At 58.6% G+C, this 23,720-nt stretch carries 22 protein-coding genes; 13 read left to right on the plus strand and 9 right to left on the minus strand.

Going from position 1 to position 23,720, the window contains the following annotated elements:
• The first annotated feature begins 21 nt into the window (after positions 1–21).
• The 5 genes from V8J85_RS11935 (at position 22) to V8J85_RS11955 (ending at position 6,962) form a co-directional block, all read left to right on the plus strand.
• Positions 22–1,233 (plus strand): acetyl-CoA C-acetyltransferase, encoded by a 1,212-nt coding sequence (locus tag V8J85_RS11935; RefSeq protein ID WP_339953972.1) that lies wholly within the window; start codon positions 22–24, stop codon positions 1,231–1,233.
• A 6-nt stretch (positions 1,234–1,239) separates the two neighbouring features.
• Positions 1,240–1,689 carry a hypothetical protein gene (locus V8J85_RS11940; protein ID WP_339953973.1) on the plus strand — a complete coding sequence of 150 codons (450 nt, stop codon included), beginning with the start codon at positions 1,240–1,242 and terminating at the stop codon, positions 1,687–1,689.
• Positions 1,690–1,741: 52 nt separating this feature from the next.
• A complete protein-coding gene (locus tag V8J85_RS11945) occupies positions 1,742–3,937 on the plus strand; it encodes a 3-hydroxyacyl-CoA dehydrogenase NAD-binding domain-containing protein (protein WP_339953974.1) in 2,196 nt (731 codons plus the stop codon).
• 202 nt (positions 3,938–4,139) lie between these two features.
• Positions 4,140–5,288, plus strand: a complete 1,149-nt coding sequence (locus V8J85_RS11950) for an acyltransferase family protein (protein WP_339953975.1) — start codon at positions 4,140–4,142, stop codon at positions 5,286–5,288.
• A gap of 60 nt (positions 5,289–5,348) precedes the next feature.
• The gene (locus tag V8J85_RS11955) at positions 5,349–6,962 is read left to right on the plus strand and encodes an AMP-binding protein (protein WP_339953976.1); all 1,614 of its coding nucleotides are present in this window, start codon (positions 5,349–5,351) and stop codon (positions 6,960–6,962) included.
• Between the two features lie 81 nt (positions 6,963–7,043).
• Here V8J85_RS11955 and V8J85_RS11960 read toward each other — a convergent pair whose 3' ends face one another.
• Positions 7,044–9,089 (minus strand): NADH:flavin oxidoreductase, encoded by a 2,046-nt coding sequence (locus V8J85_RS11960; RefSeq protein ID WP_339953977.1) that lies wholly within the window; start codon positions 9,087–9,089, stop codon positions 7,044–7,046.
• 122 nt (positions 9,090–9,211) lie between these two features.
• On the opposite strand from V8J85_RS11960, the gene V8J85_RS11965 reads away from it, so the two are divergent.
• A complete protein-coding gene (locus V8J85_RS11965; protein WP_339953978.1) occupies positions 9,212–10,195 on the plus strand; it encodes a hypothetical protein in 984 nt (327 codons plus the stop codon).
• Here the strand turns inward: V8J85_RS11965 and upp are convergent, their stop codons facing one another.
• Genes upp through V8J85_RS11990 form a run of 5 tightly spaced genes read right to left on the minus strand, consistent with a single transcriptional unit; the run spans position 10,196 to position 14,679 of the window.
• A complete protein-coding gene (upp, locus tag V8J85_RS11970; RefSeq protein WP_339953979.1) occupies positions 10,196–10,828 on the minus strand; it encodes a uracil phosphoribosyltransferase in 633 nt (210 codons plus the stop codon).
• Positions 10,825–11,814, minus strand: coding sequence for an adenosine deaminase (locus tag V8J85_RS11975; RefSeq protein ID WP_339953980.1), 990 nt, complete (start codon positions 11,812–11,814; stop codon positions 10,825–10,827). The genes upp and V8J85_RS11975 overlap by 4 nt, the downstream gene beginning before the upstream one ends.
• Positions 11,811–12,986 (minus strand): phosphopentomutase, encoded by a 1,176-nt coding sequence (locus V8J85_RS11980; protein ID WP_339953981.1) that lies wholly within the window; start codon positions 12,984–12,986, stop codon positions 11,811–11,813. Before V8J85_RS11980 ends, V8J85_RS11975 begins: the two co-directional genes overlap by 4 nt.
• Positions 12,986–14,287, minus strand: coding sequence for a thymidine phosphorylase (locus V8J85_RS11985; RefSeq protein ID WP_339953982.1), 1,302 nt, complete (start codon positions 14,285–14,287; stop codon positions 12,986–12,988). The genes V8J85_RS11980 and V8J85_RS11985 overlap by 1 nt, the downstream gene beginning before the upstream one ends.
• Entirely contained in the window at positions 14,287–14,679 is a 393-nt protein-coding gene (locus V8J85_RS11990) for a cytidine deaminase (RefSeq protein WP_339953983.1), read from the minus strand. The genes V8J85_RS11985 and V8J85_RS11990 overlap by 1 nt, the downstream gene beginning before the upstream one ends.
• Positions 14,680–14,793: 114 nt before the next feature.
• On the opposite strand from V8J85_RS11990, the gene V8J85_RS11995 reads away from it, so the two are divergent.
• The 3 genes from V8J85_RS11995 (at position 14,794) to V8J85_RS12005 (ending at position 18,091) form a co-directional block, all read left to right on the plus strand.
• Positions 14,794–15,003 (plus strand): DUF3072 domain-containing protein, encoded by a 210-nt coding sequence (locus V8J85_RS11995; protein ID WP_339953984.1) that lies wholly within the window; start codon positions 14,794–14,796, stop codon positions 15,001–15,003.
• A 107-nt stretch (positions 15,004–15,110) separates the two neighbouring features.
• Positions 15,111–17,390 (plus strand): NADP-dependent malic enzyme, encoded by a 2,280-nt coding sequence (locus V8J85_RS12000; RefSeq protein WP_339953985.1) that lies wholly within the window; start codon positions 15,111–15,113, stop codon positions 17,388–17,390.
• A gap of 224 nt (positions 17,391–17,614) precedes the next feature.
• Positions 17,615–18,091, plus strand: a complete 477-nt coding sequence (locus V8J85_RS12005) for a YHS domain-containing (seleno)protein (RefSeq protein ID WP_339953986.1) — start codon at positions 17,615–17,617, stop codon at positions 18,089–18,091.
• A gap of 47 nt (positions 18,092–18,138) precedes the next feature.
• Here V8J85_RS12005 and V8J85_RS12010 read toward each other — a convergent pair whose 3' ends face one another.
• The gene (locus V8J85_RS12010) at positions 18,139–18,903 is read right to left on the minus strand and encodes an NAD kinase (protein ID WP_339953987.1); all 765 of its coding nucleotides are present in this window, start codon (positions 18,901–18,903) and stop codon (positions 18,139–18,141) included.
• Positions 18,904–19,078: 175 nt separating this feature from the next.
• Here V8J85_RS12010 and glyA point away from each other — a divergent pair, with 175 nt between their 5' ends.
• The gene (gene glyA / locus V8J85_RS12015) at positions 19,079–20,374 is read left to right on the plus strand and encodes a serine hydroxymethyltransferase (protein WP_339953988.1); all 1,296 of its coding nucleotides are present in this window, start codon (positions 19,079–19,081) and stop codon (positions 20,372–20,374) included.
• Positions 20,375–20,392: 18 nt separating this feature from the next.
• Here the strand turns inward: glyA and V8J85_RS12020 are convergent, their stop codons facing one another.
• Positions 20,393–21,037, minus strand: a complete 645-nt coding sequence (locus V8J85_RS12020; protein ID WP_339953989.1) for a LysE family translocator — start codon at positions 21,035–21,037, stop codon at positions 20,393–20,395.
• Between the two features lie 125 nt (positions 21,038–21,162).
• Here V8J85_RS12020 and V8J85_RS12025 point away from each other — a divergent pair, with 125 nt between their 5' ends.
• Positions 21,163–22,053 carry a DUF817 domain-containing protein gene (locus V8J85_RS12025; protein WP_339953990.1) on the plus strand — a complete coding sequence of 297 codons (891 nt, stop codon included), beginning with the start codon at positions 21,163–21,165 and terminating at the stop codon, positions 22,051–22,053.
• Here V8J85_RS12025 and V8J85_RS12030 read toward each other — a convergent pair.
• The gene (locus tag V8J85_RS12030) at positions 21,974–22,342 is read right to left on the minus strand and encodes a hypothetical protein (RefSeq protein WP_339953991.1); all 369 of its coding nucleotides are present in this window, start codon (positions 22,340–22,342) and stop codon (positions 21,974–21,976) included. The two genes, V8J85_RS12025 and V8J85_RS12030, sit on opposite strands and share 80 nt — an antisense overlap.
• A 77-nt stretch (positions 22,343–22,419) precedes the next feature.
• On the opposite strand from V8J85_RS12030, the gene V8J85_RS12035 reads away from it, so the two are divergent.
• Both V8J85_RS12035 and V8J85_RS12040 read left to right on the plus strand, forming a co-directional pair.
• Positions 22,420–23,157, plus strand: a complete 738-nt coding sequence (locus V8J85_RS12035; protein ID WP_339953992.1) for an alpha/beta fold hydrolase — start codon at positions 22,420–22,422, stop codon at positions 23,155–23,157.
• A gap of 156 nt (positions 23,158–23,313) precedes the next feature.
• Positions 23,314–23,457 (plus strand): entericidin A/B family lipoprotein, encoded by a 144-nt coding sequence (locus V8J85_RS12040; protein WP_339953993.1) that lies wholly within the window; start codon positions 23,314–23,316, stop codon positions 23,455–23,457.
• Positions 23,458–23,720: the final 263 nt, after the last annotated feature.

Below are 23,720 nucleotides of genomic sequence, written 5' to 3' on the forward strand. Positions count from 1 at the left end.
GCGACCTAATTGGAGGAAATAATGACCGAAGCCTATATCTACGACGCCGTGCGTACCCCGCGTGGCAAGGGCCGCAAGGATGGCAGCCTGCACGAGGTGACATCCGCACGCCTGTCCGCCGGTGTGCTGAACGAGCTGAAAGCGCGCAATAATCTTGAAGGTCATGTCGTGGAAGACGTGATCTGGGGAAACGTCACGCAGGTCGGCGAACAGGGCGGGTGTCTTGCCCGGACCGCCGTGCTGGCCTCTGATCTTGACGAACGCATCCCCGGCCTTGCCATCAACCGGTTCTGTGCCTCCGGCATGGAAGCCGTGAACCTGGCCGCCAATCAGGTCAAAGGCGGAGCGGGTCAGGCTTATATCGCCGGTGGCGTTGAAATGATGGGTCGCGTCGCCATGGGATCAGACGGAGCGGCGATTGCGGTTGATCCATCCATCGCCATGAACACCTATTTCGTCCCGCAAGGGATTTCTGCCGACATAATCGCCACGGAGTACGGGTTTACCCGCGACGATGCCGATGCGCTGGCTGTCGAAAGCCAAAAACGCGCCGCCGCGGCGTGGGCGGACAAGCGGTTTGACAAGTCGATCGTGCCGGTCAAGGACGTCAACGGACTGACCATCCTGGATAATGACGAATACATGCGCCCCGGCACGGATATGCAGGGTCTTGGTGCACTGAATGCGTCGTTCCAGCAAATGGGTGAGGTCATGCCTGGCTTCGACAAGGTCGCGCTGATGAAGTATCCGCATCTGGAGCGGATCAATCACATCCACCATGCGGGTAACTCTTCGGGGATCGTCGACGGCGCAGCTGGCGTCCTGATCGCCAACAAGGAATGGGGCGAGGCACACGGGATCAAGCCACGCGCACGGATCAAGGCAACCGCCAAAATCGGTACGGATCCGACGATCATGCTGACCGGCCCGGTACCCGTGACCGAAAAAATCATGGCCGACAGCGGAATGAGCATCAGTGACATTGATCTGTTTGAGGTCAACGAGGCGTTTGCGTCCGTCGTCCTACGCTTTATGCAGCGGTTTGATGTCGATGACAGCGTGGTCAATGTGAACGGTGGTTCGATCGCCATGGGTCACCCGCTGGGGGCAACGGGCGCGATCATCATCGGCACGCTGCTGGATGAACTGGAACGGACTGGCAAGGGTACCGGCCTCGCAACATTGTGCATCGCATCCGGTATGGGGGCGGCAACGATCATCGAGAGGGTTTAAGAGCCATTGGATCAACTGACGGAAAGCGCGGCGAAAGACATTTACCAGGGGTTGCTGGAGAAGATCGGTGCCTCCTATTTCGACAATGATTTCGCCAGCTTTCGACAGATGGTCCATGTACCCCACCACTTCTCGACCGAGGGAAAATACTTTGTGATCGACACCACCGAAGATCTGGAAACCTCGTTCCATCATTTCCGGGAATATCTGGCCGGTCTGGGTGTGACAGATTTCATCCGCACCTGTACTGGCGCTGCATTTCTTGGCGAGGACAAGATCATGGGCGCCCATGTTTCGGACCTGATCCGCAACGGCGCGCGCACGCGCGAACCATACGAGGTCTGGTCTTCGCTGGACCTGATTGATGGACGGTGGAAGGTAACGGGATCGCAGAACGCGCTTTCCGACACGTCATGGCAGGCGATCACGTTTTCCCACGGAAAAACAAGACGATAGATAAGCCGCCCCTGCGCGGCACGATATGCAACTCCCACATAGGAGAGAAAAAATGACAGATTTCACCATGACCAAGGATGCCGATGGCGTTGCGGTCGTCACATGGGACACTCCCGGCAAATCCATGAACGTGATGAGCCGTGATGCCATGGCGCAACTGGACGGTTTGGTATCCGATGCTTTGACCGACGAAGCCGTGAAAGGCATTGTAATTACGTCGGGCAAGGACACATTCGCTGGCGGCATGGACCTGAACGTGCTGGCCAGCATCCGCGATGAAAGCGGCGACAATCCTGCGCAGGGCCTGTTCGATTTCACGATGAACGGCCACCACATGCTGCGCAAGCTGGAACGCGCGGGCATGGATCCCAAAACCAACAAAGGTGGCAAGCCGATTGCCGCCGCCCTGCCCGGCACCGCCCTTGGAATCGGTCTGGAATTGCCACTGGCTTGTCACCGCATTTTTGCCGCCGACAACCCCAAGGCCAAGATCGGCCTGCCCGAGATCATGGTCGGTATCTTCCCTGGTGGCGGCGGGACCACACGGCTGGTGCGCAAACTGGGGGCGATGGCGGCCTCTCCGCTATTGCTAGAGGGTAAGCTGAACGATCCCAAGAAGGCGATGGCGGCTGGCGTAATCGATGAGGTCGTACCCGCAGATGAACTGATGGCCAAGGCAAAGGAATGGGTTCTGTCAGAACCCAAAATCGTCAAACCGTGGGATGAAAAAGGTTATAAAATGCCGGGCGGCGCGCCATACCACCCCGCAGGCTTCATGACCTTTGTCGGCGCCTCTGCCATGGTGAATGGCAAGACGCAAGGTGTCTATCCCGCTGCCAAAGCGCTGCTTTCGGCTGTCTATGAAGGTGCTTTGGTACCCTTTGACCAAGCTCTGAAGATCGAGGCGCGTTGGTTCACCAATGTGCTGATGAACCCATCATCCTCGGCGATGATCCGCAGCATATTCATCAACAAGGAAGCCCTTGAAAAAGGCGCGAACCGTCCCGACGCGCCGGACCAGAAGGTTAGCAAGGTCGGCATCATCGGCGCTGGCATGATGGGTGCGGGGATTGCGCTGGTGTCTGCACTTGCAGGTATTCAGGTGGTCCTGATCGACGCCAAGCAGGAAGCGGCAGACAAGGGTAAATCCTACACCGCCGACTACATGGACAAGGGTATCGCACGGAAGAAGGCAACCGAAGAAAAGAAAGATGCCGTGCTGGGGCTAATCAACGCGACGACCGATTATGCGGCCCTCGTAGGCTGCGATCTGATCGTCGAGGCGGTGTTCGAAGATGTGGGCGTCAAGGCCGAGGTCACCAAAAATGTGCAGGCTGTGACTGGCGCAGACTGCGTTTTTGCAACCAATACATCGACCCTGCCGATCACTGAGCTGGCAAAGGCATCTGCCGATCCAGAGAAATTCATCGGCATCCACTTTTTCTCACCAGTGGACAAGATGCTGCTGGTCGAGATCATCAAGGGCAAGGAAACGGGTCCCGTGGCCGTGGCCAAGGCACTCGACTATGTCCGTCAGATCAAGAAGACCCCGATTGTCGTCAATGACGAACGGTTCTTCTACGCCAACCGCTGCATCATTCCTTACATCAACGAAGGTATTCGAATGGTGAAGGAAGGTGTTGAGCCTGCGCTGATCGAAAACGCCGCCAAGCTGGTTGGGATGCCGTTGGGTCCGCTGCAGCTAACGGATGAGACCTCGATCGATCTCGGCGTCAAGATCGCCAAGGCGACCAAGGCGGCGATGGGGGATGATTATCCGAATGAGGCCGTGAACGAGGTGTTATTCTGGATGTTCGATCAGGACCGGTTGGGCCGCAAGTCTAAAAGCGGCTTCTATGCCTATGACGACAAGGGAAAGCGGCAAGGACTGTGGGACGGTCTTGCACCGAAGTACCCCGTCGCCGATGAACAACCCGACCTGACGACGGTGCAGCATCGTTTGCTCTTCGCACAAGTCCTCGAGGCCGTCCGCGCGCTGGAAGAAGGCGTACTGGAAGACATCCGCGAGGGTGACGTCGGCGCGATCCTTGGTTGGGGATTTGCCCCATGGTCCGGCGGTCCCTTCAGCTGGCTCGACATCATCGGGGCGCCCTATGCAGCAGAGCGTTGTGATCAGCTGACCGAACAGTTTGGCGAACGGTTCAAGACACCGGAACTGCTGCGCGAGATGGCCGAAAAGGGCCAGACCTTCTATGGCCGCTTCGGGCAGGACGCAAAAGCCGCCTGACGAAACCGGCGCATCCCACAATCAAGGGATGCGCCGCACTCCGATAATCCCTGTTACGAAAAGCGCTCTGCTTGTTAAAAAGCACGCATTAGAAATCGGCCTCTTTTCGAGGCCGTTTTTTTGGGCTATCAAATTTCGTGTTCAAGATCGCGTCTAAGTAGACAAGTTGATAGGTTTACCAATCAACACAAGAATGCACTATATGATCGCGCTACCGGCCCTTAAAAGTAAAGAACTGCAACTCACCAACTTGAACCGGCTACGTGGATTTGCGGCGATCTGCGTCGTCGTCGGACATGCATTTATCATTGTCTCACTTCGACCTGCACAGCTGCACTTTGGCCCCATCTATTTGCTCATCGCGTCCGCGACCGTGTACTTTGTGCTGATCGCAGGGATTTTGTTTCAGATAAAAGCCGTCCCACGACTGAACGCTGGCCGGACACGCACCCGCGATATCTTACGCCGTCGATGGGCGCAATTCAGCGGTATTTATCTGACCATTGGGGTCTTTCTTGCGCTGACGACGGGTATAAAGGAAGGACTAAGCGCCGGAATAAACCCCGTCTACCACTTCGTGCGCATGATGATAAACGGTAGCATGGCACATTCGTATTGGTTCGTGCCGTTCTTTCTTCTTCTGATGGCGCTGACACCACTACACTTATGGTTTAGTCGCAGGCCATTGGCGATACAGGCTGTTCTGGTCGCAGTTGGCCTCGCCCTTTCCGCAATCACACACCGGCCGGGCGCATATGACATTTACGGACCAATCCACGCGCTGGGATATTACCTGCCGGTATTCTGGTTTGGGCTGATGATCGGGCAAAACCTGCCCATGGTTCTTGTGTGGCTGAAAGGTAAAGAAGCCCTACTTGCGTTCGGTGTCGCCGCGATCGTTGCGATGCAAATGCAGATCGGCCAGACCGGGGTCTATCTACACAGTTTTGGTCAAAATCTGGGTCAGATCGACCTGTTCGCAGTGCAAAAAATCTTGCTTGGATTGCTGCTCTTGTCGTTTTTCGATCAAACGAAAACGATAAGTATGCCGTTGATCGATTGGGTCGCGGATCGCAGCCTGATCATTTTTTTCATGCATTCACCGGTCTTGATCGCCATCACAGATGCACCGCATCTCAGCGACCTCTATTTTCCGGAATTGATCCTTGCGAGCGGGATCATGATTTATGTGGGGGTCAAATTCCACACCCTGCTGTTGCGCGTTTTTGAGCATTTGCCGGATCGGATCAAGGAGATAGGACTAAAAGTCACTGCGGGACGGCTGTCGAAACGCTCGGAAACAGATTTGCCTTGCCGCACACCGTTAGACCAAAAAACGCGCTCTGTTTAAACCGCCGCTCTTGTCAAACACCCCAAGAACCGCCTCTTATTGCCGTAAGGGGGTATCACCATGAACGAAACCGGCTTGGGCAAGAACAGCGCAAACTTCGTACCGTTGACGCCACTATCGCATCTACAACGCGCAGCGCGCGTTTTCCGCGACCGAGAGGCGCTGGTCTATGGCACGATCCGGCGCAGCTATGCTGAATACCACGCGCGGGTGTCGCGGCTGGCATCGGCCTTGGTCAAGGCTGGCGTCAAATCGGGGGATGTGGTGGCCACGGTCCTGCCGAATGTGCCGGCCCAGTCTGAGGCCGCATTTGGCATCCCGGCCTGCGGCGCGGTTCTGAACACGATCAACACGCGGCTGGATGTCGATACGGTCGCCTATATCTTCGATCACGGAGAGGCGAAGGTTGCCCTTGTCGACAGCCAGTTCCTGCCACTGGTGATGGCTGCGATAGATATGATGGAGGGCGCGCCACCCTTGATCATCGAAGTGCCTGACGAACAGGCGGGTGTGCCCGCCATGGCCGAGCAGCAGGATTACGAAGACTTCCTCGCCACGGGTGATCCGGATTTCAAGTGGATCATGCCAGAGGATGAATGGGACAGTCTGGCGCTGAACTATACCTCTGGCACGACGGGTCGCCCCAAGGGTGTCGTCTACCATCATCGCGGGGCCTATCTGATGACGATGGGTACGCCGATTTCGTGGGAATTGCCGCTGTTCATGCGCTATCTGCAGATCGTGCCGCTGTTTCACTGTAACGGCTGGAACCATACATGGATGATGCCCAGCCTTGGCGGCACGGTCGTGTGCTGCCGCGATATCAGCGCCAAGGCCGTCTATGACGCGATCGGTGATGAGGGCGTGACGCATTTTGGCGGCGCCCCGATCGTGCTGAACCTTATCGTCAACGCGAAAGAGGAAGAGCGCCGCCCGTTCGATCATGTCGTACAGGTGTTCACCGCAGGCGCACCCCCTGCCCCGGCGACATTGGCAGCCATTGGGAAATTGGGGTTCAATATCAAACAGGTCTATGGCCTGACCGAAACCTATGGACATGTGACAGAATGCATCTGGGACGACGAATGGGACACCCTGCCCGCGGATGAACAGGCAGCAATCAAGGCCCGGCAGGGTGTCGCCTTTCCGATGATGGAGGATGTGACGGTCGTTGACGATCAGATGGCGCAGGTGCCGATGGATGGCACCACACAGGGCGAAATCGTCATGCGCGGCAATACGGTGATGAAAGGCTACCTCAAAAACCCCGAGGCAACCGAGAGAGCTTTTGCAGGCGGGTACTTTCATTCAGAGGATTTGGCCATCCAGCATCCAAACGGGTCGATCCAGATTTCCGACCGCGCCAAGGATATCATCATTTCGGGTGGGGAAAACATCAGCTCCGTCGAGGTCGAAGGCGCGCTGATGCATCACCCCGCCGTCAATCTCTGCGCGGTGGTCGCCAAGCCTGACGATAAGTGGGGCGAGGTGCCTTGCGCGTTCATCGAGTTAAAAGACGGGGCAGAGGCGGACGAGGCTGAAATGATCGCCTTCACCCGCGAACGACTGGCGGGGTTCAAGACGCCGAAAAAAGTCGTGTTCCAGGAATTGCCGAAGACATCGACCGGAAAAATCCAGAAGTTCGAATTGCGAAAGCTAGCCAAGGATATGTAGTCCTGACACCGCAGTCACCGCCCTGAACCGCGACGTCATGCTGGAAACGATGCAGAGGACCGGGTCTACGTACCCTTCGGTTCACATCACATAACATAAACGCAGCGCGTCATAGATCGCCGCATGCGTATTTCGCGACGACACCGCGTCACCGATGCGGAAAAGTTGGTAACTGCCGTCAGGATTTGAGACGATATCCTGCGGCAGCCCCCCGATCAGCGCCGCCTGATCGACCTCGCCTCGGTTCGATGACGCTTCACGGAGTTCAAAATAGAGATCATCGCACGGTGTCGTGCCATAGTTTACAACGATCTGATCGTAATCCTCGGACGTCGTCAGATCGCTGTAATCCGTACCAATCCTCGCCGTCAGTTTGTTGCCGTGTTTTTTGACCCCGAAAAACCGCCGCGCCACGGTGAACGTGACGTTCTTGCCCTGCAGATCGCGCATGTAGGGGACAAGATTCATCGCCATGATCTCGGGCGCGACGCTGCGGTCGGGGGTCATCACATTGACTTTTCCACCCGTGGCAGCTGCGATCTCGGCGGCTTGCATCGCCGGATGATCTCCGGCTTCGTCATAGATCAGCACATGGTCCGCAGGCTTCACATCGCCTGCGATGATATCCCACGCGCTGATCACATGGTGGGCCTCGGCCTGTTGTTCCAAAAGCGTCAGGTTGGGGATGCCACCTGTGGCGATGACGACGATATCGGGGTTGTGGGCGGTGATGTCGGACGCTGCGGCATAGGTGTTGAAATGAAAGGTCACGTCATAGTCCCCGCACATGGCCATACGCCAATCGACGATTCCGATCATCTCGGCCCGGCGTTTGCTGCGTGCGGTCAGACGGATCTGGCCGCCGGGTTGATCGGCGGCCTCGAAAACGGTGACGCGATGCCCTCGCGCCCCGCAGACTCGCGCCGCCTCTAAACCCGCTGGACCGGCACCGACGATGACGATATTCTTGCGTTTCGCCGCGGGCGTGATGTCATGCGGTATCGTCAGTTCCCGCCCGGTAGCGGCGTTATGTATGCAAAGCGCCTCACCCCCTTGATAAATCCGGTCGAGACAGTAGGTCGCGCCCACGCAAGGCCTGATCCTGTCTTCGTGTCCCGCGACGATCTTTCGGACGATATGCGGGTCAGCGATGTGGGCCCGCGTCATGCCCACCATGTCCAAGAGCCCGCTTGCGATCGCATGGCGCGCCGTCGCGACGTCGGGAATGCGCGCAGCGTGAAAAGTGGGAAGTCCGGTGGTCGCGCGCACCGACCCGGCGAAATCCAAATGGGGCGCCGATGTCATGCCCTGAACCGGGATCACATCGGTGAGGTCGGGGTCCGTCGAGACACGTCCACGAATGATGTTGAGAAAATCGACCTGCCCCGTCTCTTTGAATATCTGGGCCATCTGGAGCCCGGTTGCCGCATCAATTCCGCCCGGCTTGGTTTCGTCGGCCGTGTAACGCAGTCCGATGATAAAATCATCACCGACCCGTTTGCGGATCGCGGCGATGACGTCGAGGCCGAATTGCATTCGCGATTGCAGGGTGGCGTTGCCGTAACGCCCGTCTAGGTCGTTCGTCAGCGGTGACCAGAACTGATCAATCAGATGACCGTAACCCTCGATCTCGATCCCGTCCATGCCGCCAGCTTGCATCCGTTCTGCGGCATCGGCGAAATCGACTATAACGCGGGCGATGTCCCAATCTTCCATCACCTTGGGAAAGGCCCTGTGGGCAGGTTCGCGATGCATTCCGGCAGACAATGAAGGCAGCCAATCGCCCTTGTTCCATGTCGTCCGGCGCCCCAGATGGGTGATCTGGATCATGACTGCGCAACCATGTTCATGGCAGGCATCCGTCAGGCGTTTGATCCAGGGAACGACCTCATCCCGGTAGGCCAGGATGTTGTTAAAGGCAGGCGGGCTGTCGCGTGACACCGCCGCCGACCCTGCGGTCATGGTTAGCGCCAGACCGGCCTTCGCCCGCTCAGCATGATAGGCGATGTAGCGGTCCTGCGGCATCCCATTGACTGCATACGCCGGTTCGTGGCTGCTGATCATGATGCGGTTGCGCAGGGTCAGATGTTTAAGCTGGTAAGGTTGCAACAAAGGATCAGATGTCATTGCGGCCTCCAGTTCGGGTGGGTTGATTAGGGCTGTAGCGGCGCAGAGACGCTAGTCCGTTTCCGACATGACATCGCGCGAACCAAACGGTATCGTGCCTGCCAAAAGGCATTTTGGGGCAGATGACAGCACTCGACAAATATGTGCGGCTGGAAAGCGGCGGGCTCTGGCGGGCCGGGCCGGATGCGCAGCGACGTGATGTCGTCGTGTCGTTCGGCGACGCGACGCTGGTGATCAGCGACCCTGCAGGCCGTCCGCTCAGCCATTGGTCCTTACCCGCCTTGATCCGCGAAAACCCGGGCGAGCGACCGGCGATTTACATACCCGACGACGAGGCGAGCGAAGCGCTGGAGATCGCAGAGGATACGATGGTGGCCGCGATCGAGGAGGTGCGCAAGGCCCTGGCCAAGGCCCGCCCCAAGCCGGGCAAGCTGCGGCACTGGGTGACGGCGGCCAGTATACTGATCGTGTTGGCATTGGCCATTTTCTGGCTACCGGGTGCGTTGATGCGCCAGACTCTGGCAGTTGTGCCGGCACCCAAGCGGATCGAAATCGGGGCGGCAATTCTGGGTCATCTGCAGGCAAAGGCGGGGCCAGCCTGCCGTACCCCCGATGGCGTGGCCGCGGCAGAACGATTGGCGGCACGCCTGTTCGGCGGTCAGACCCCGATGCAGATCGTGATTTTGCCTGATCTCGATGCAAAGGCCGTCGCTCTGCCTGGCGGCATCAACGTTCTGGACAAAAGCGTCGTGCAGACCTCTGACGACCCTGCGGTGACTGCGGGATATGTACTGTCGCAACGGGCGATGGGCACCGATCACGATCCACTGGCGTCAATCCTGAGGGATGCGGGCTTTGGGACCACATTGCGCCTTTTGACCACCGGCGAACTCCCCACCGATATCCTCGCAGCTTATGCCACAAGAATCGCACCCGTCACACCCCATGCTGAAAACCTGGCGTTGACCTTCGAAGCAGCCAAAGTGCCAAGCGCGCCTTATGTCGCAGCTGCGAATGCGCCGGACTTTTCAGTCACACCGGATCCAGTGACACCTATCCTGAACGACAGCGACTGGATCAGCCTGCAGAACATATGCAATGCCTGACTACTTGGTCCCGAACATCCGATCCCCCGCATCGCCCAGACCGGGAACGATGTAACCATGATCGTTCAGGTGACTGTCGATTGCGGCGGTTACGATAGGGACGTCGGGATGGGCTTCTTTCATGCGGGCGATCCCTTCGGGCGCAGCCAACAAGCAAAGAAAACGTATATTTTTGGCACCCGCCCCCTTCAAAAGGTCAATCGCAGCCGCAGACGAATTTCCGGTGGCCAGCATCGGGTCGACCGCGATCACCAATCTGTCTTCCAGTTCGGTGGGTACCTTGAAGTAATACTGTACCGGCTGCAGCGTTTCCTCATCACGGTAGAGCCCCACAAACCCCACCCGGGCCGAGGGAATCAGTTCCAGCACACCGTCAAGCAACCCATTGCCCGCCCGCAGGATCGACACCAGTGCCAGTTTCTTGCCGGCGATCACCGGCGCATCCATCGGTTCAAGAGGCGTTTCGATACGCCGTGTCGTCATCGGTAGCCCGCGCGTGACCTCGTAAGCAAGCAACTGGCTGATTTCGCGCAGCAACTGCCGAAACACGGCGGTTGAGGTATCCTTTTGCCGCATCAGCGTCAGCTTGTGTTGCACCAGCGGGTGGGTCACGTGGGTGACATGGTCGGTCATGCGGCAGGCTCCAGTCTTTTGGCCGCGCGGGCACGGGTTTCGTCGTCACAAAAGGCAGCATCGAGGGCGGTCGCGTTGATGGCCGCGAAATCCTCTTCCCCCCAACCGAACGTTTTGGCAAGCATGTCGTATTCATAGGTCATATTGGTATGGAAAAACGGTGGGTCATCGGTCGAGACGGTGACAGGCACACCGGCATCGCGCAGCTGCACAATGGGATGACTATCCCAGCCTTTGACGGCGTTTAGAACGACGTTGGAACCCGGACAAACCTCAAGCACGGTCCCGTTTTCAGCAAGCCGATCGACCAAAGCCGGATCGCTGACCGCACCGATCCCGTGTCCGATCCTGCTGACCCGCAGGTGATCCAGCGTTTCGGCAACCATCGTTGGGCCGCCCCATTCGCCTGCATGACATGTGAGCGGCATTTCAGCCTCTCTCGCCATGTCAAAACTGTAGGTGTAGTCAGCGGGTCGGCCGACCATTTCACCGCCTGCCATGCCGTAACCAACGATGAAATCGCCAAAGGTTTCAACCGCGCAATGGGCCGCGGGTTTACACGCCTCCGGGCCGAAATGGCGGATACCTGTCACGATGCCGCGCAAGGTGATGCCCAGCTTTGCATCAGCCTCATTCGCGGCGTCTTTCATTGCGGCAACATAGTCGCGCCAGGCTGACAGATCGCCGCCACCGCAAAAGTCGGGCGAGACGAAGGTTTCCATATAGACCACGCCATGTTGCGCCGTCTCCTCAAGTACTGCGAGCGTCAGCCGACGGAAATCCTCGGGGCTTTGCAAGACAGTGCAGGCCGCTTCGTAGACACTCAGAAAATGATCGAAGTCGCGGAAGGCATAGCCGCCATCGCCCGTAAATATCCCACTGAGATCCATGTTCTTTTCACGGGCAAGGCCACGGATGAATGTCGGCGGCGCGCAGCCTTCGAGATGCGTGTGCAGTTCGATTTTTGGGATGTTCTTGAACGTCATAAGAAGCTCTTTCCGGCACCGCCATATGGCACATGCAGATAGTCAGCGATGGTGGCGCCGACATCGAAAAAGGCCAGATGGCCAAGGCTGCGTGTGCCCAGGCCATGAACCAGCACCGGCACCCGTTCGCGTGTATGATCTGTGCCGTGCCAGGTAGGATCATTGCCGTGATCGGCGGTGATGATCATCATGTCATCCCGGCGCAAGCGCGGCAGTAATTGGCCTAGGGCACCATCGAACCATGCCAGATGTCCAGCATAGCCCTCCGGTTCGCGGCGATGCCCATATTCGCTGTCGAATTCTACGAAATTAGCAAAGACAAACGCGCCGTCTTCCGCTCCGTCCACCAGATCATTCAGATGTTCCATCAGCACCGCATCGCGTCCTTTGCGCAGATCGTCAATCCCGCGCATTGAGAAGATGTCGCCGATTTTGCCGACCGCATGAACAGGACGCCCCGCCTGTTGGACATAGTCGCAGATTGTCGGTGATGGCGGCGCGATCGCGTAATCCTTGCGGTTCGCGGTGCGTTTGAAATCACCGACCTGCCCGACAAACGGGCGCGCGATCACGCGGCCGACCTTCATCGCATGCAGCATCGGGGCCAGGTCAGCACAAAGCTGATACAGGCGGTCCAGACCGAATGCCTCTTCATGTGCGGCAATCTGCAAGACGCTGTCAGCCGACGTGTAACAGATCGGCCAACCGGATGAGATATGCGCCGCCCCCTCCTCGGTGATGATGGTGGTGCCCGAGGCGTGGCGATTGCCCAATATCCCTTCGGTCTGCGCCATGGCGCATATCTGCGCGGTCAATGTCTCTGGAAAGGCCGGGGCGGTATCGGGAAAGACATGCCAGTCCCATGGCACCGGTACACCTGCCAATTCCCAGTGACCGGATGGGGTATCCTTGCCAGGCGATATCTCCGTCGCCGCTCCCCAGGCACCCATTGGGTTTGCACTCAGACCGGGCGCGCTATCGCCGCTCGCCAGTTTGACCGCCGCACCCAGGCCCAGCGCATCGAGTGTCGGTAGCCTCAGGTCCATCTTTTCGGCGATATGGCCAACTGTATTGGCCCCGGTATCGGGGATGTCGCCGTTGAAGAACTTGTCTGCGTCCGGGGCACCGCCGATCCCGACGCTGTCCATCACTACAAGAAAGGCACGGGCCATCAGGAAATCCTTTCGATGATCAGCGGACCGGGTGATGGGACGGGCCCTATGGTGAACGCCCCGCGCACCGCTTGGGCCGCAGCCTCTGCCGCGTCTTCGTCGGCGGCGTGTAAAGTGCATAATGGCTGACCCGCTTTGACCTGCGTGCCAAGATCAACCACATCGGTCAGCCCAACGGCCGGATTGACTTGATCGGTCTCGACCCGTCGACCACCGCCCAATGCCGCAACGGCAAGGCCCAATGCTTGCCCGTCGATGGCCGTCACATGGCCTTCGGCCGGCGCCGTGACATCGCCAACAATCGGCGCACGCGGCAGATGGGTCTGCCAATCCTCCGCCATATCTGGCGGACCACCAAGTGCGGCGATCATGCGCGCGAAGCGTTCCATCGCACGGCCCGAGGCGATTGCGTCCTTCAGGCGTTTCGCGGCATCTTCTTCGGTGCCCCCACACAGAGCCAAAAGCTGCGCGCCCAAAGCGATGCTAAGGTCGTGCAGCCGCGGTGCCGCAGCGCGGTTGCCTGCCAGAACTTCCATGCAAGCGGCCACCTCGACAGCGTTCCCCAAGGCGGGGGCAAGCGGTTGGTTCATGTCGGTAATCATCGCGGCGGTCTTGCATCCCGCTCCGTTGGCGGTCTCGACCAAAGCACGGGCCAAGGCCCGGGCATCGCCCACTGTTTTCATGAACGCGCCGCTGCCCAGCTTCACGTCCAGCACCAGCCCCTGCAAACCAGCCGCAAGTTTTTTTGACAGGATCGACGCGGTGATCAAATCGACGCTTTCTACCGTCGCAGTCACGTCACGCACCGCATATAGGCGTTTGTCCGCAGGGGCGATCCGACCCGTGGCACCAACGACTGCGCAGCCGACCTCGCCCACGATGCGGCGCAAGCGCCGTTCGTCTACTTCAATGGAAAGGCCTGGAATGGCCTCCAGCTTATCCAACGTGCCGCCTGTGTGACCCAACCCCCGGCCCGAGATCATAGGTACATAGACGTCACAGGCTGCCAAAGCCGGGGCAAGGATCAGCGAAACACAATCCCCGACCCCACCCGTCGAATGCTTGTCCAGCACGGGTCCGGGCAGATCCCATTGCAGCACGTCACCGCTGTCGCGCATGCCTTCGGTCAGGGCGACGCGCCCTTCATCAGAGAAACCGTTCAGACAAACGGCCATGGCAAAGGCCCCCGCCTGCGCATCGCTTACATCTCCATTGGCCAGCCCGCGCGCAAACCATACCAAATCGTCAGCTGGCGGTGTTTCTTCACGCCGGATCGCGGCGATGATAGCGCGGGCATCCATCAGACTTTGCTCATGTAATCCGCATCGAAAACACCCGGAAGCAGATCGGCCACGGTGGTTTTGAGAACGACGTTATCGGTGGTGGCCAGGATCACCTCAACATCACCGTCGGCAAATTCCGCAATTTTCTGACGACAGCCGCCACAGGGGCTGACGGGTTTGGGACTGTCGGCGATCACTGCAATCTCGGCGATGCGTGTATCACCACCCGCGATCATCGCGGCAATCGCTCCGGCCTCCGCGCAGGTGCCTTCGGGATAGGCGACGTTTTCGACATTGCAGCCCGCATAGATGGTGCCGGACGCAGCCCGTATCGCCGCGCCAACTTTGAACTTGGAATAAGGCGCATGTGCGTTCCGGCGCACCGCCCTTGCGGTATCGATCAGCGACATGGGAACTCCTACTTATGGTTCCACCAAGAGTGTTCCGACCGCCGCGCCGATGCAAGGGGCCGCGGAACCGCGGACGATGATACCGCGTTGTATAAGCATAGAATGGAGGACGACATGGCCACACCACCAAAATCAGTACTTGACGACCCCGACGTTGCTACGCCGCACAACCCGGACGGCCCTATGACCGGCGATCAGGCGGATCTTTTGCGCGTGCTTTGCGAAAACGCGGGCGAGCCTTTCGACGCAAGCCTGACGCAGGCGCAGGCGCTTGCCCGGATCGAAGTGTTGCGCAAGCAACTGAACGAGGGACAGAACCTCTGATCCGTGCCGCCCGTTTGCAAGCCCTCCCAAACCATGCATAACGTAGGGACAGCTTGCGCGGATATCGGGATATAGTTTAACGTTAAACTATATTGGAGAGAGGTGGTATGAAAGACGACTCAAAAGATACGCTGCGACAAGCGGCACTCAAATACCACCAATTCCCGAAACCCGGAAAGCTGGAAATCCGAGCGACCAAACCGCTGGCGAACGGGCGCGATCTGGCGCGCGCCTATTCGCCCGGCGTGGCAGAGGCCTGTCTGGAGATAAAAGCGGATGACAACAGCGCCAGCATGTACACCGCACGCGGCAACCTTGTTGCTGTCGTGACCAATGGCTCCGCTGTCCTTGGCCTTGGTAATATCGGTGCCTTGGCGTCGAAACCGGTCATGGAAGGCAAGGCGGTCCTGTTCAAGAAATTCGCAAACATCGACTGCTTTGATATCGAACTGAACGAGCCCGACCCGGAAAAAATCGCCGATATCGTTTGCGCGCTCGAACCGACATTTGGCGCGATCAACCTCGAAGACATCAAAGCGCCGGATTGTTTCATCGTTGAACAGCTATGTCGCGAGCGGATGAATATCCCTGTTTTCCATGATGACCAGCACGGTACGGCGATTGTCGTGGGGGCTGCAGCGACCAACGCCCTGCGGGTTGCGGGCAAGAATTTCGAAGATATCAAGATCGTCTCGACCGGGGGCGGCGCGGCGGGGATTGCCTGCCTCAACATGCTGCTAAAGCTTGGTGTGAAACGCGAAAATGTCTGGCTTTGCGATATCGAAGGGCTGGTGTACCAAGGCCGTAAAACAGACATGACACCGCAAAAGGCGGAATATGCGCAAGGAACGACGCCAGCGACACTTGATGACGTGATCGGTGATGCGGACCTGTTTCTCGGTCTATCCGGCCCCGGCGTTCTGAAACCCGAGATGGTCGCCAAAATGGCCGATCGCCCGATCATCTTTGCCCTCGCCAACCCCACGCCCGAAATCGGCCCCGACGATGCGCGCAGGGTCAATCCCAACGCGATCATTGCTACCGGCCGCAGCGATTTCCCCAATCAGGTCAACAACGTCCTGTGCTTCCCTTTCATTTTCCGTGGTGCCCTCGATGTCGGGGCGACCGATATCAACGATGCGATGAAGATCGCATGTATCGAAGGCATCGCCGCGCTTGCCCGCGCAACCACCAGCGCCGAGGCTGCGGCGGCCTATCACGGTGAAGAACTCACGTTCGGCCCCGACTACCTTATCCCAAAGCCATTCGACCCAAGATTGATGGGCGTCGTGGCCAGCGCGGTCGCGGGCGCGGCGATGGAAACGGACATCGCGACACGGCCTATCACGGATATGAAAGCCTACAAAGCCCAGCTCGACGCCTCTGTCTTCAAATCCTCGATGATCATGCGGCCAGTGTTCGAAGCCGCCCGCACCGCCGCCCGCAAAATCGTTTTCGCCGAAGGCGAGGATGAGCGGGTATTGCGTGCCTCTCAGGCCATGATCGAAGAAACCACCGACACGCCGATCCTGATCGGAAGACCCGAAGTGATCGCGGCGCGTTGCGAGCGCGCGGGTCTGACGATCCGTCCGGGAACCGACTTCAGCGTCGTGAACCCCGAAAACGATCCACGCTACCGCGACTATTGGGAGACATATCACGACCTTATGGCGCGGCGGGGCGTCACGCCGGATCTTGCCAAGGCGGTGATGCGAACGAATACGACCGCGATCGGCGCGGTCATGGTGCATCGCGGCGAGGCCGATAGCGTGATCTGCGGCACGTTCGGTCAGTACCGCTGGCACCTGAATTACGTCACCCAGATCCTCGGCACGCCCGATCTAAGCCCAGTCGCCGCGTTGTCCCTGATGATATTAGAAGACGGTCCTCTATTCATCGCGGACACACAAGTGCACACCGAACCCACGCCGCAACAGATCGCTGAAACCGCGATCGGCGCCGCCCGACATGTACGGCGGTTCGGTGTTGACCCGGTCATCGCACTTTGTACCCATAGCCAATTCGGAAATCTTGTCTGCGACACAGGCGACCGGATGCGTGCGGCGATGGAGATTCTGAACAGCGCGCCGCGCCATTTCACCTATGAGGGCGAGATGAATGTCGACACCGCGCTGGATGTTGAACTTCGCGAAAGGGTTTTCCCCGCCGCCAACCTGCCCGGTCCCGCCAATACGTTGATCTTCGCCAATACCGATGCGGCGTCCGGCGTGCGTAACGCACTCAAGATGAAAGCCAGTGGGCTCGAGGTCGGCCCGATCCTCATGGGTATGGGCAATCGCTGCCATATCGTGACGCCCTCGATTACGGCGCGGGGGCTATTGAACGTTTCCGCGATCGCAGGCACGCCTGTCGCGCATTACGGTTAATATGTGCATGAACGCACAATAATCTGCGCAAAATGCGCCTCATGCCGTTACACCTTTGAAAAATCACGAAATATCACTGCCTCACCACCCAAGCACTTTGGGGTGAGCGCGAAGTGATTTGAGCGCGGTATCGCCGCCCGGATAGCGTCGATAGCAGATTTTAGCACCAATTCATTACCAATCCCCGCCGCGCATTTCGCGGACAACACACTTTGGAGAACGAAATGACATCCATGCTCAAAACCGGTATCGCCGCCATTGCTTTTGCGGCCACGATGGCGACGTCGGCTTTCGCTGATGCGAACCACGTCAACATCACATCGACCGATCTTGCCCTCCGCGGCGTCGATCCCGTCTCTTACTTCACCGAAGGAGAACCGCTCGACGGGCAGGTGAACATCACGTCGGAATATAACGGTGCGGTCTATCGCTTTATCAGCGAAGAGACCAAAGCGCTGTTCGAGGCCGAGCCTGAACGCTATGCGCCCCAATACGGCGGATTCTGCGCCTTCGGTCTGGCGAACGGCTACAAATTCGACGGCGATCCAGAGATCTGGGAAATCGTCGATGACAAACTGTATCTGAACCTGTCGCCTGCCGTGCAGGATCGCTGGACACAGGATATTCCGAAATTCATCCAGGCCGCCGAGGGTCATTGGACCGAGGTGAAGGATGTCGCGCCCGCTGATTTGAACCCCTAACGGCCACCCAGGAACGGGTGGGGCTGTCATGGCCCCACCGCATATCTCTAGGCGAATTGCTCGCGGATCAGCCGTTCTTCCAACCCGTGTCCGGGGTCGAACAGGATGCGGTGGCGGACCGACGGCTCTGACCGGATTTCCACGCTGACGACATTGCGCACCGATTTACCATCGGCCTCGGCCATAACGGGCCGTTTATGTGGATTAACGACATCAAGTCGCACAACCGCCTTTTTCGGCAGCAGCGCCCCACGCCAACGGCGGGGGCGATAGGCCGAAACAGCCGTCAGAGCCAGCACATCAGACCCGATGGGCAGGATGGGGCCATGCGCGGAATAGTTATAGGCCGTCGATCCGGCAGGGGTCGAAACAAGTGCCCCATCGCAGACGAGTTCATCCATCCGCAATCGCCCATCGACGGTGATCTTCAGCTTCGCCGCTTGCGGCCCGGCACGCAGCAGGCTGACCTCATTGATGGCAAGCGCGTCGTGCATGTCGCCGTCCGCATCGAGCGCGGTCATCGTCAGAGGATTGATCATTTCTTCCTCGGCTGCGTCTAATCTGGCGCGTAAATCATCAGCGCCGAATTCGTTCATCAGAAAGCCGACCGTCCCGCGGTTCATCCCGTAAACAGGCACGTCCAGGCCTTGGGTTGCATGCAGGGTCTGCAGCATGAACCCGTCACCACCAAGGGCCACGATCACATCCGCCTCGTGCGCTTCCACGTCCCCATAGGCTGCGGCCAATTCGCGCTGCGCGTTTTGCGCGATGGGGACAGGGCTGGCGACAAAGGCGATCTTGGGGCGGGGCATTGGCGAAAATCCGTTATGTTCCGATAAGTTGTGGGGGGATCGCCGATGAAACGCAAGGCACCCATCGGAAACGCCGGTGACGGCCTCATGATCACCATGGTCGTTTTGGTGCTTTAGCACCGGCAACCCATGCTGTAGAAGGCGGCAATCGCACCGCTTGAGGGGAGATGCACCCATGAACGTCACTGTCCGCGACAACGGCTTTTTCACCGAAACACTCGATACCCGCGACCCGGAACTGCATGCCGCGATGCAGGCAGAGCTGACACGGCAACGCAAAGAGATCGAGCTGATCGCGTCCGAGAACATCGTCTCGGCCGCCGTGATGGAGGCGCAAGGCGGCGTGATGACCAACAAATACGCCGAGGGCTATCCGGGTCGCCGTTATTATGGCGGGTGTGAGCATGTGGATGTGGCCGAAAACCTCGCTATCGACCGGGCCAAGCAGCTTTTTGATTGCGATTTCGCCAATGTGCAGCCCAATTCCGGCTCGCAAGCCAATCAGGGTGTGTTTCAGGCGCTCTTGCAGCCCGGTGACACGATCCTTGGCATGTCGCTCGATGCCGGTGGCCACCTGACCCACGGCGCGAAACCCAACCAATCAGGCAAGTGGTTCAATGCGATCCAATATGGGGTCCGCCGTCAGGACAGCCTGCTTGATTACGATGAGGTGGCGCGCCTGACCGCCGAGCATCAGCCCAAGATGATCATCGCCGGTGGCTCGGCCATTCCGCGCATCATCGACTTCGCCAAGATGCGCGAAATTGCGGATACGGTTGGTGCGTACCTGCTGGTCGATATGGCCCATTTCGCCGGACTTGTCGCGGCTGGCCTTTACCCCTCACCCTTCCCACATGCGCATGTGGCGACGACCACGACGCACAAAACCCTGCGCGGCCCACGTGGCGGGATGATCCTGACCAATGACGAAGCCATGGCGAAAAAGTTCAACTCTGCCATCTTCCCCGGTATTCAGGGCGGACCGCTGATGCATGTGATCGCCGGTAAAGCCGTCGCATTTGGCGAGGCACTGCGACCTCAATTCAAAACCTACCAGGAACAGGTGATCAAGAACGCACAAGCGCTCGCCGACCAACTGATGAAAGGTGGGCTCGATATCGTCACTGGCGGCACCGACAGCCATGTGATGCTGGTCGACCTTCGGCCCAAAGGCGTGAAGGGCAACGCGACGGAAAAGGCTCTGGGTCGTGCCCATATCACCTGCAACAAGAACGGTATCCCGTTCGATCCGGAAAAGCCGATGGTGACGTCAGGCATCCGCCTTGGCTCGCCCGCAGGAACCACCCGCGGTTTTGGCGAACCTGAATTCCGGCAGATCGCCGATTGGATCGTTGAGGTCACCGAAGGGCTCGCCGCGAATGGTGCAGAAGGCAACGGCGCGGTCGAGGCCAAGGTGAAGGCCGAGGTCGAAGCGCTCTGCGATAAGTTCCCGATCTATCCGAACATGTAGGGTGGGTTGAAACCCACCCTACGTCCGGCTCGTCAAAAGACGCAGACCAGCGAAAGCAAAGAACGCCCCCAGCGCGCCCTGTATCACACGGCGCGCTTTTCCATAGAGGCGCACCATCCCCGGTGTCGAAAAGGCAACTGCATAAAGCAGATGTATGGCCACCGACATCGCGAACGTCCCCAACACAATGGCGGCGGCAACCCAGACCGGTGCACCCTCTTTCAGACCTAGCGAGATAATCGCGATCCATGCCAAAGCAGCTTTCGGATTCGTCATCTGGATGATGTAACCTCGCGAGAAGTAACCCCACGGCGTTCGCCTGCCACCGGCCAACTCTTTCGCTGCGATATCATGGGATGCTGCCGCAGCCTTAAACGACTTGTAAGCAAGCCACAGCAAATAAAGCCCACCGAAAATCTTGATCAGTAACAAAGCCTGCGCATAGGTCGCGAGGATTGCCGACAGACCAAACACCGTCAGCAACGCCCAAGTAAACGATCCGGTCGCGACACCCATCGCCAGCGACATGCCTGACGCACGATTGACGCTCATCGACGTTCCCATGACCGCCAGAATATTCGGACCCGGACTGGCAATCGCCAGCAGAAACGCGGAATAGGCAAGCAGGATACCGGGTAGATAAAGCTGAATGTCTTGCATCATGTTTCCTTTCACGGCCACCTAAATGTTCACATATTGTTCCATCTGCCGCCGCTTTGCAATGTTCTGCACGCCGTCTGCACAAAACCGCGCTGTATCCTGCACGACCGCCGCCTAATCCAAGCGCTATGACCAAGACCAGATACCTTGAACGGCGCATGGGCCGGTGGATGCGGCAACGCCTGCCTGCCTCGGTTAGTGAATTTATCCTCTTCGTTTTGAAGCAAGGCTGGGCCTGTCTCTTTGGCGGCGCACTTCTTGCCGCGATTATCGGCACGAAACTGATCTGGCAGGCCGACTGGCCCATCGCCCGCTATGACGCGCTGTTTGTCCTTGCGCTCGCGTTGCAAGCGCTCTTCCTGCGGTTCAAGCTGGAAACATGGGCCGAGGCACGGGTGATCCTGATCTTTCACCTGACCGGCACCGCGATGGAGTGGTTCAAGGTGAGCGCCGGTTCATGGAGCTACCCCGAGGCTGCGTTCTTCAAACTCTACGGCGTGCCCCTGTTCTCGGGCTTCATGTACGCGGCCGTCGGCAGCTATATGGCGCGGGTCATCCGGCTTTTTGATATGCAATTCGCACCTTTCCCGCCAATGATCCTGCATTTCGGTCTCGCCATCGCCGTCTATGTCAATTTCTTCGCGCACCACTTTATCTGGGACGCGCGCTATCTGCTTTTCGCGGCCACCCTCGCCCTATATCTGCGCACCCGCATCTGGTTCCATATCGGGGCGAATTGGTATTGGATGCCGCTCCCCCTTGCGGCGTTCCTGTCCAGCATTTTCCTTTGGATCGCCGAAAACATCGGGACGCTCACCGGGACCTGGATCTATAGCGGCCAGAACCCGCTCGAACTCGTCAGCTTTGCCAAGCTCGGCTCATGGTATCTGCTCCTGTACGTCGCTTTCGCCACTGTCACGCTCGTCGTCCGCGACCCGGTCAGACATAGCCCCTTTGCACCAGCACGTAGAGGACGATCACGAAGATCACGATCAGCCCCAGCGCAATCGATGCCGTGATGTTCAGGACCATCGTCCACATCGCCTCACGCGGGTTCAGCCCCCGCAAATGCGCTGTGACGTTGGCATAGGCCTTATCCACTTTCGAATGGTTAATCATCCGTCCCAGTTTGGGGTTGTTGGCCAGTGGTGCCGTGTCGATCAAATAGCGCAGATCGCGGCGTACCTTACGCGGCAGGCGCCGCCCGGCCTTGCGGGTCTGTGCCTTCAGGTCACGGCCTTTGACCCATAGCTTTGTTTCCATAAGCGCTTGGATTTCCGCGATATATTTCTGGATTTGGTCGGCCATGGCAGGCGTTTAGAGAGGTTGCAGGCGCGCCTCAATCCTTCTGGTCTTCCCGGTCGCGGAACGGTTAGAACAGATGCATGTTGAACACGGTTTCCTATGGTGGCCCCGACGGGACGCCCCTGCTGATCGCGCACGGGCTTTTCGGGTCGGCCCGAAATTGGGGGGTGATCGCCAAACGGCTGTCAGAGGTGCGGCCTGTTGTGGCCGTGGACATGCGCAACCATGGGCTAAGCCCTTGGTTTGATACGCATTCCTATGATGATCTGGCGCGGGATTTGGCGAAGGTTATGGACCAACCCATGGATGTTCTGGGGCATTCGATGGGAGGGAAAGCGGCGATGGTCTTGGCGCTGCAACATCCTGAAAAGGTTGGCAAATTGATCGTCGCCGATATTGCCCCCATCACTTACGCCCATACGCAGATGGGGCCGATTGAGGCGATGCGGGGGGTTGATCTGTCACAGGTCGAGAACCGGGCGGACGCCAAGGCGCAGCTGAGTGACTTGGAGCCGGGGGTGCCCGACTTTCTGCTGCAAAGCCTTGATATGAAAGAGAAACGCTGGCGGCTGAACCTGGACATTTTGGCCGCCGAGATGGACAAGATCATTGGCTTTCCTGATATCGTCGACCAGTTCGACGGCCCCACGCTGTTCCTGTCGGGGGGCAATTCCGATTATGTTCGGCGCGCGGATCGCGACCGGATCAAGGACCTGTTTCCGGCAGCGAAGTTCGCGAAAATCCCTGGGGCGGGGCATTGGGTCCATGCTGAGAAGCCGCGGGAGTTCGCGGCGGCGGTGGCGGCGTTTCTGGCGTGAGCATCCTGTGCACCGCGTGTGCACAGGCCGTACACACAGCGTACACACACTTTGCGCGCGCAGTGGCAAGATTTTGTTCATCATGATGAAGCGCCGGAACGTCTGGCGCAGTCCGTGCGTTGAACCCCCATCGACATCAAATCGAAAGGAAAAACCATGCGCATCGCAACGATCCTCGGCCTGATCACCGCCACCTTCACCCTCGCCGCCTGCGAGACGGTCCAAGGGGCCGGACAAGACATCTCGAACGCTGGAGACGCGCTGACAGAAGAGAGCCAAGAGGTCCAGAACGATTTGTGATGGGGTCGCATTTTGTAAAAGGGCGGTCCGGCAGGGCCGCCTTTTTGTTTGGATCAGCGAAGGGCAGAGCCCAGCGTGGACCCGCCCGAGATCGATCAGCTTGTGGCAGATGTGGCCGGGATGAATGGGCGGAGGTGGTTCGCGGGGTGCCGATGATTACCGCGCGCATGTGGCGTATTGTTGGTGGAATCCGGTGAAGCACGGATTGGTCAAAGCGCAGGAAGATTGGCCCTATTCGAACTTTCGTAGGGTGGGTGAAACCC

The sequence above is a fragment of the Yoonia sp. 2307UL14-13 genome (assembly GCF_037572755.1).
GTDB lineage: Bacteria > Pseudomonadota > Alphaproteobacteria > Rhodobacterales > Rhodobacteraceae > Yoonia.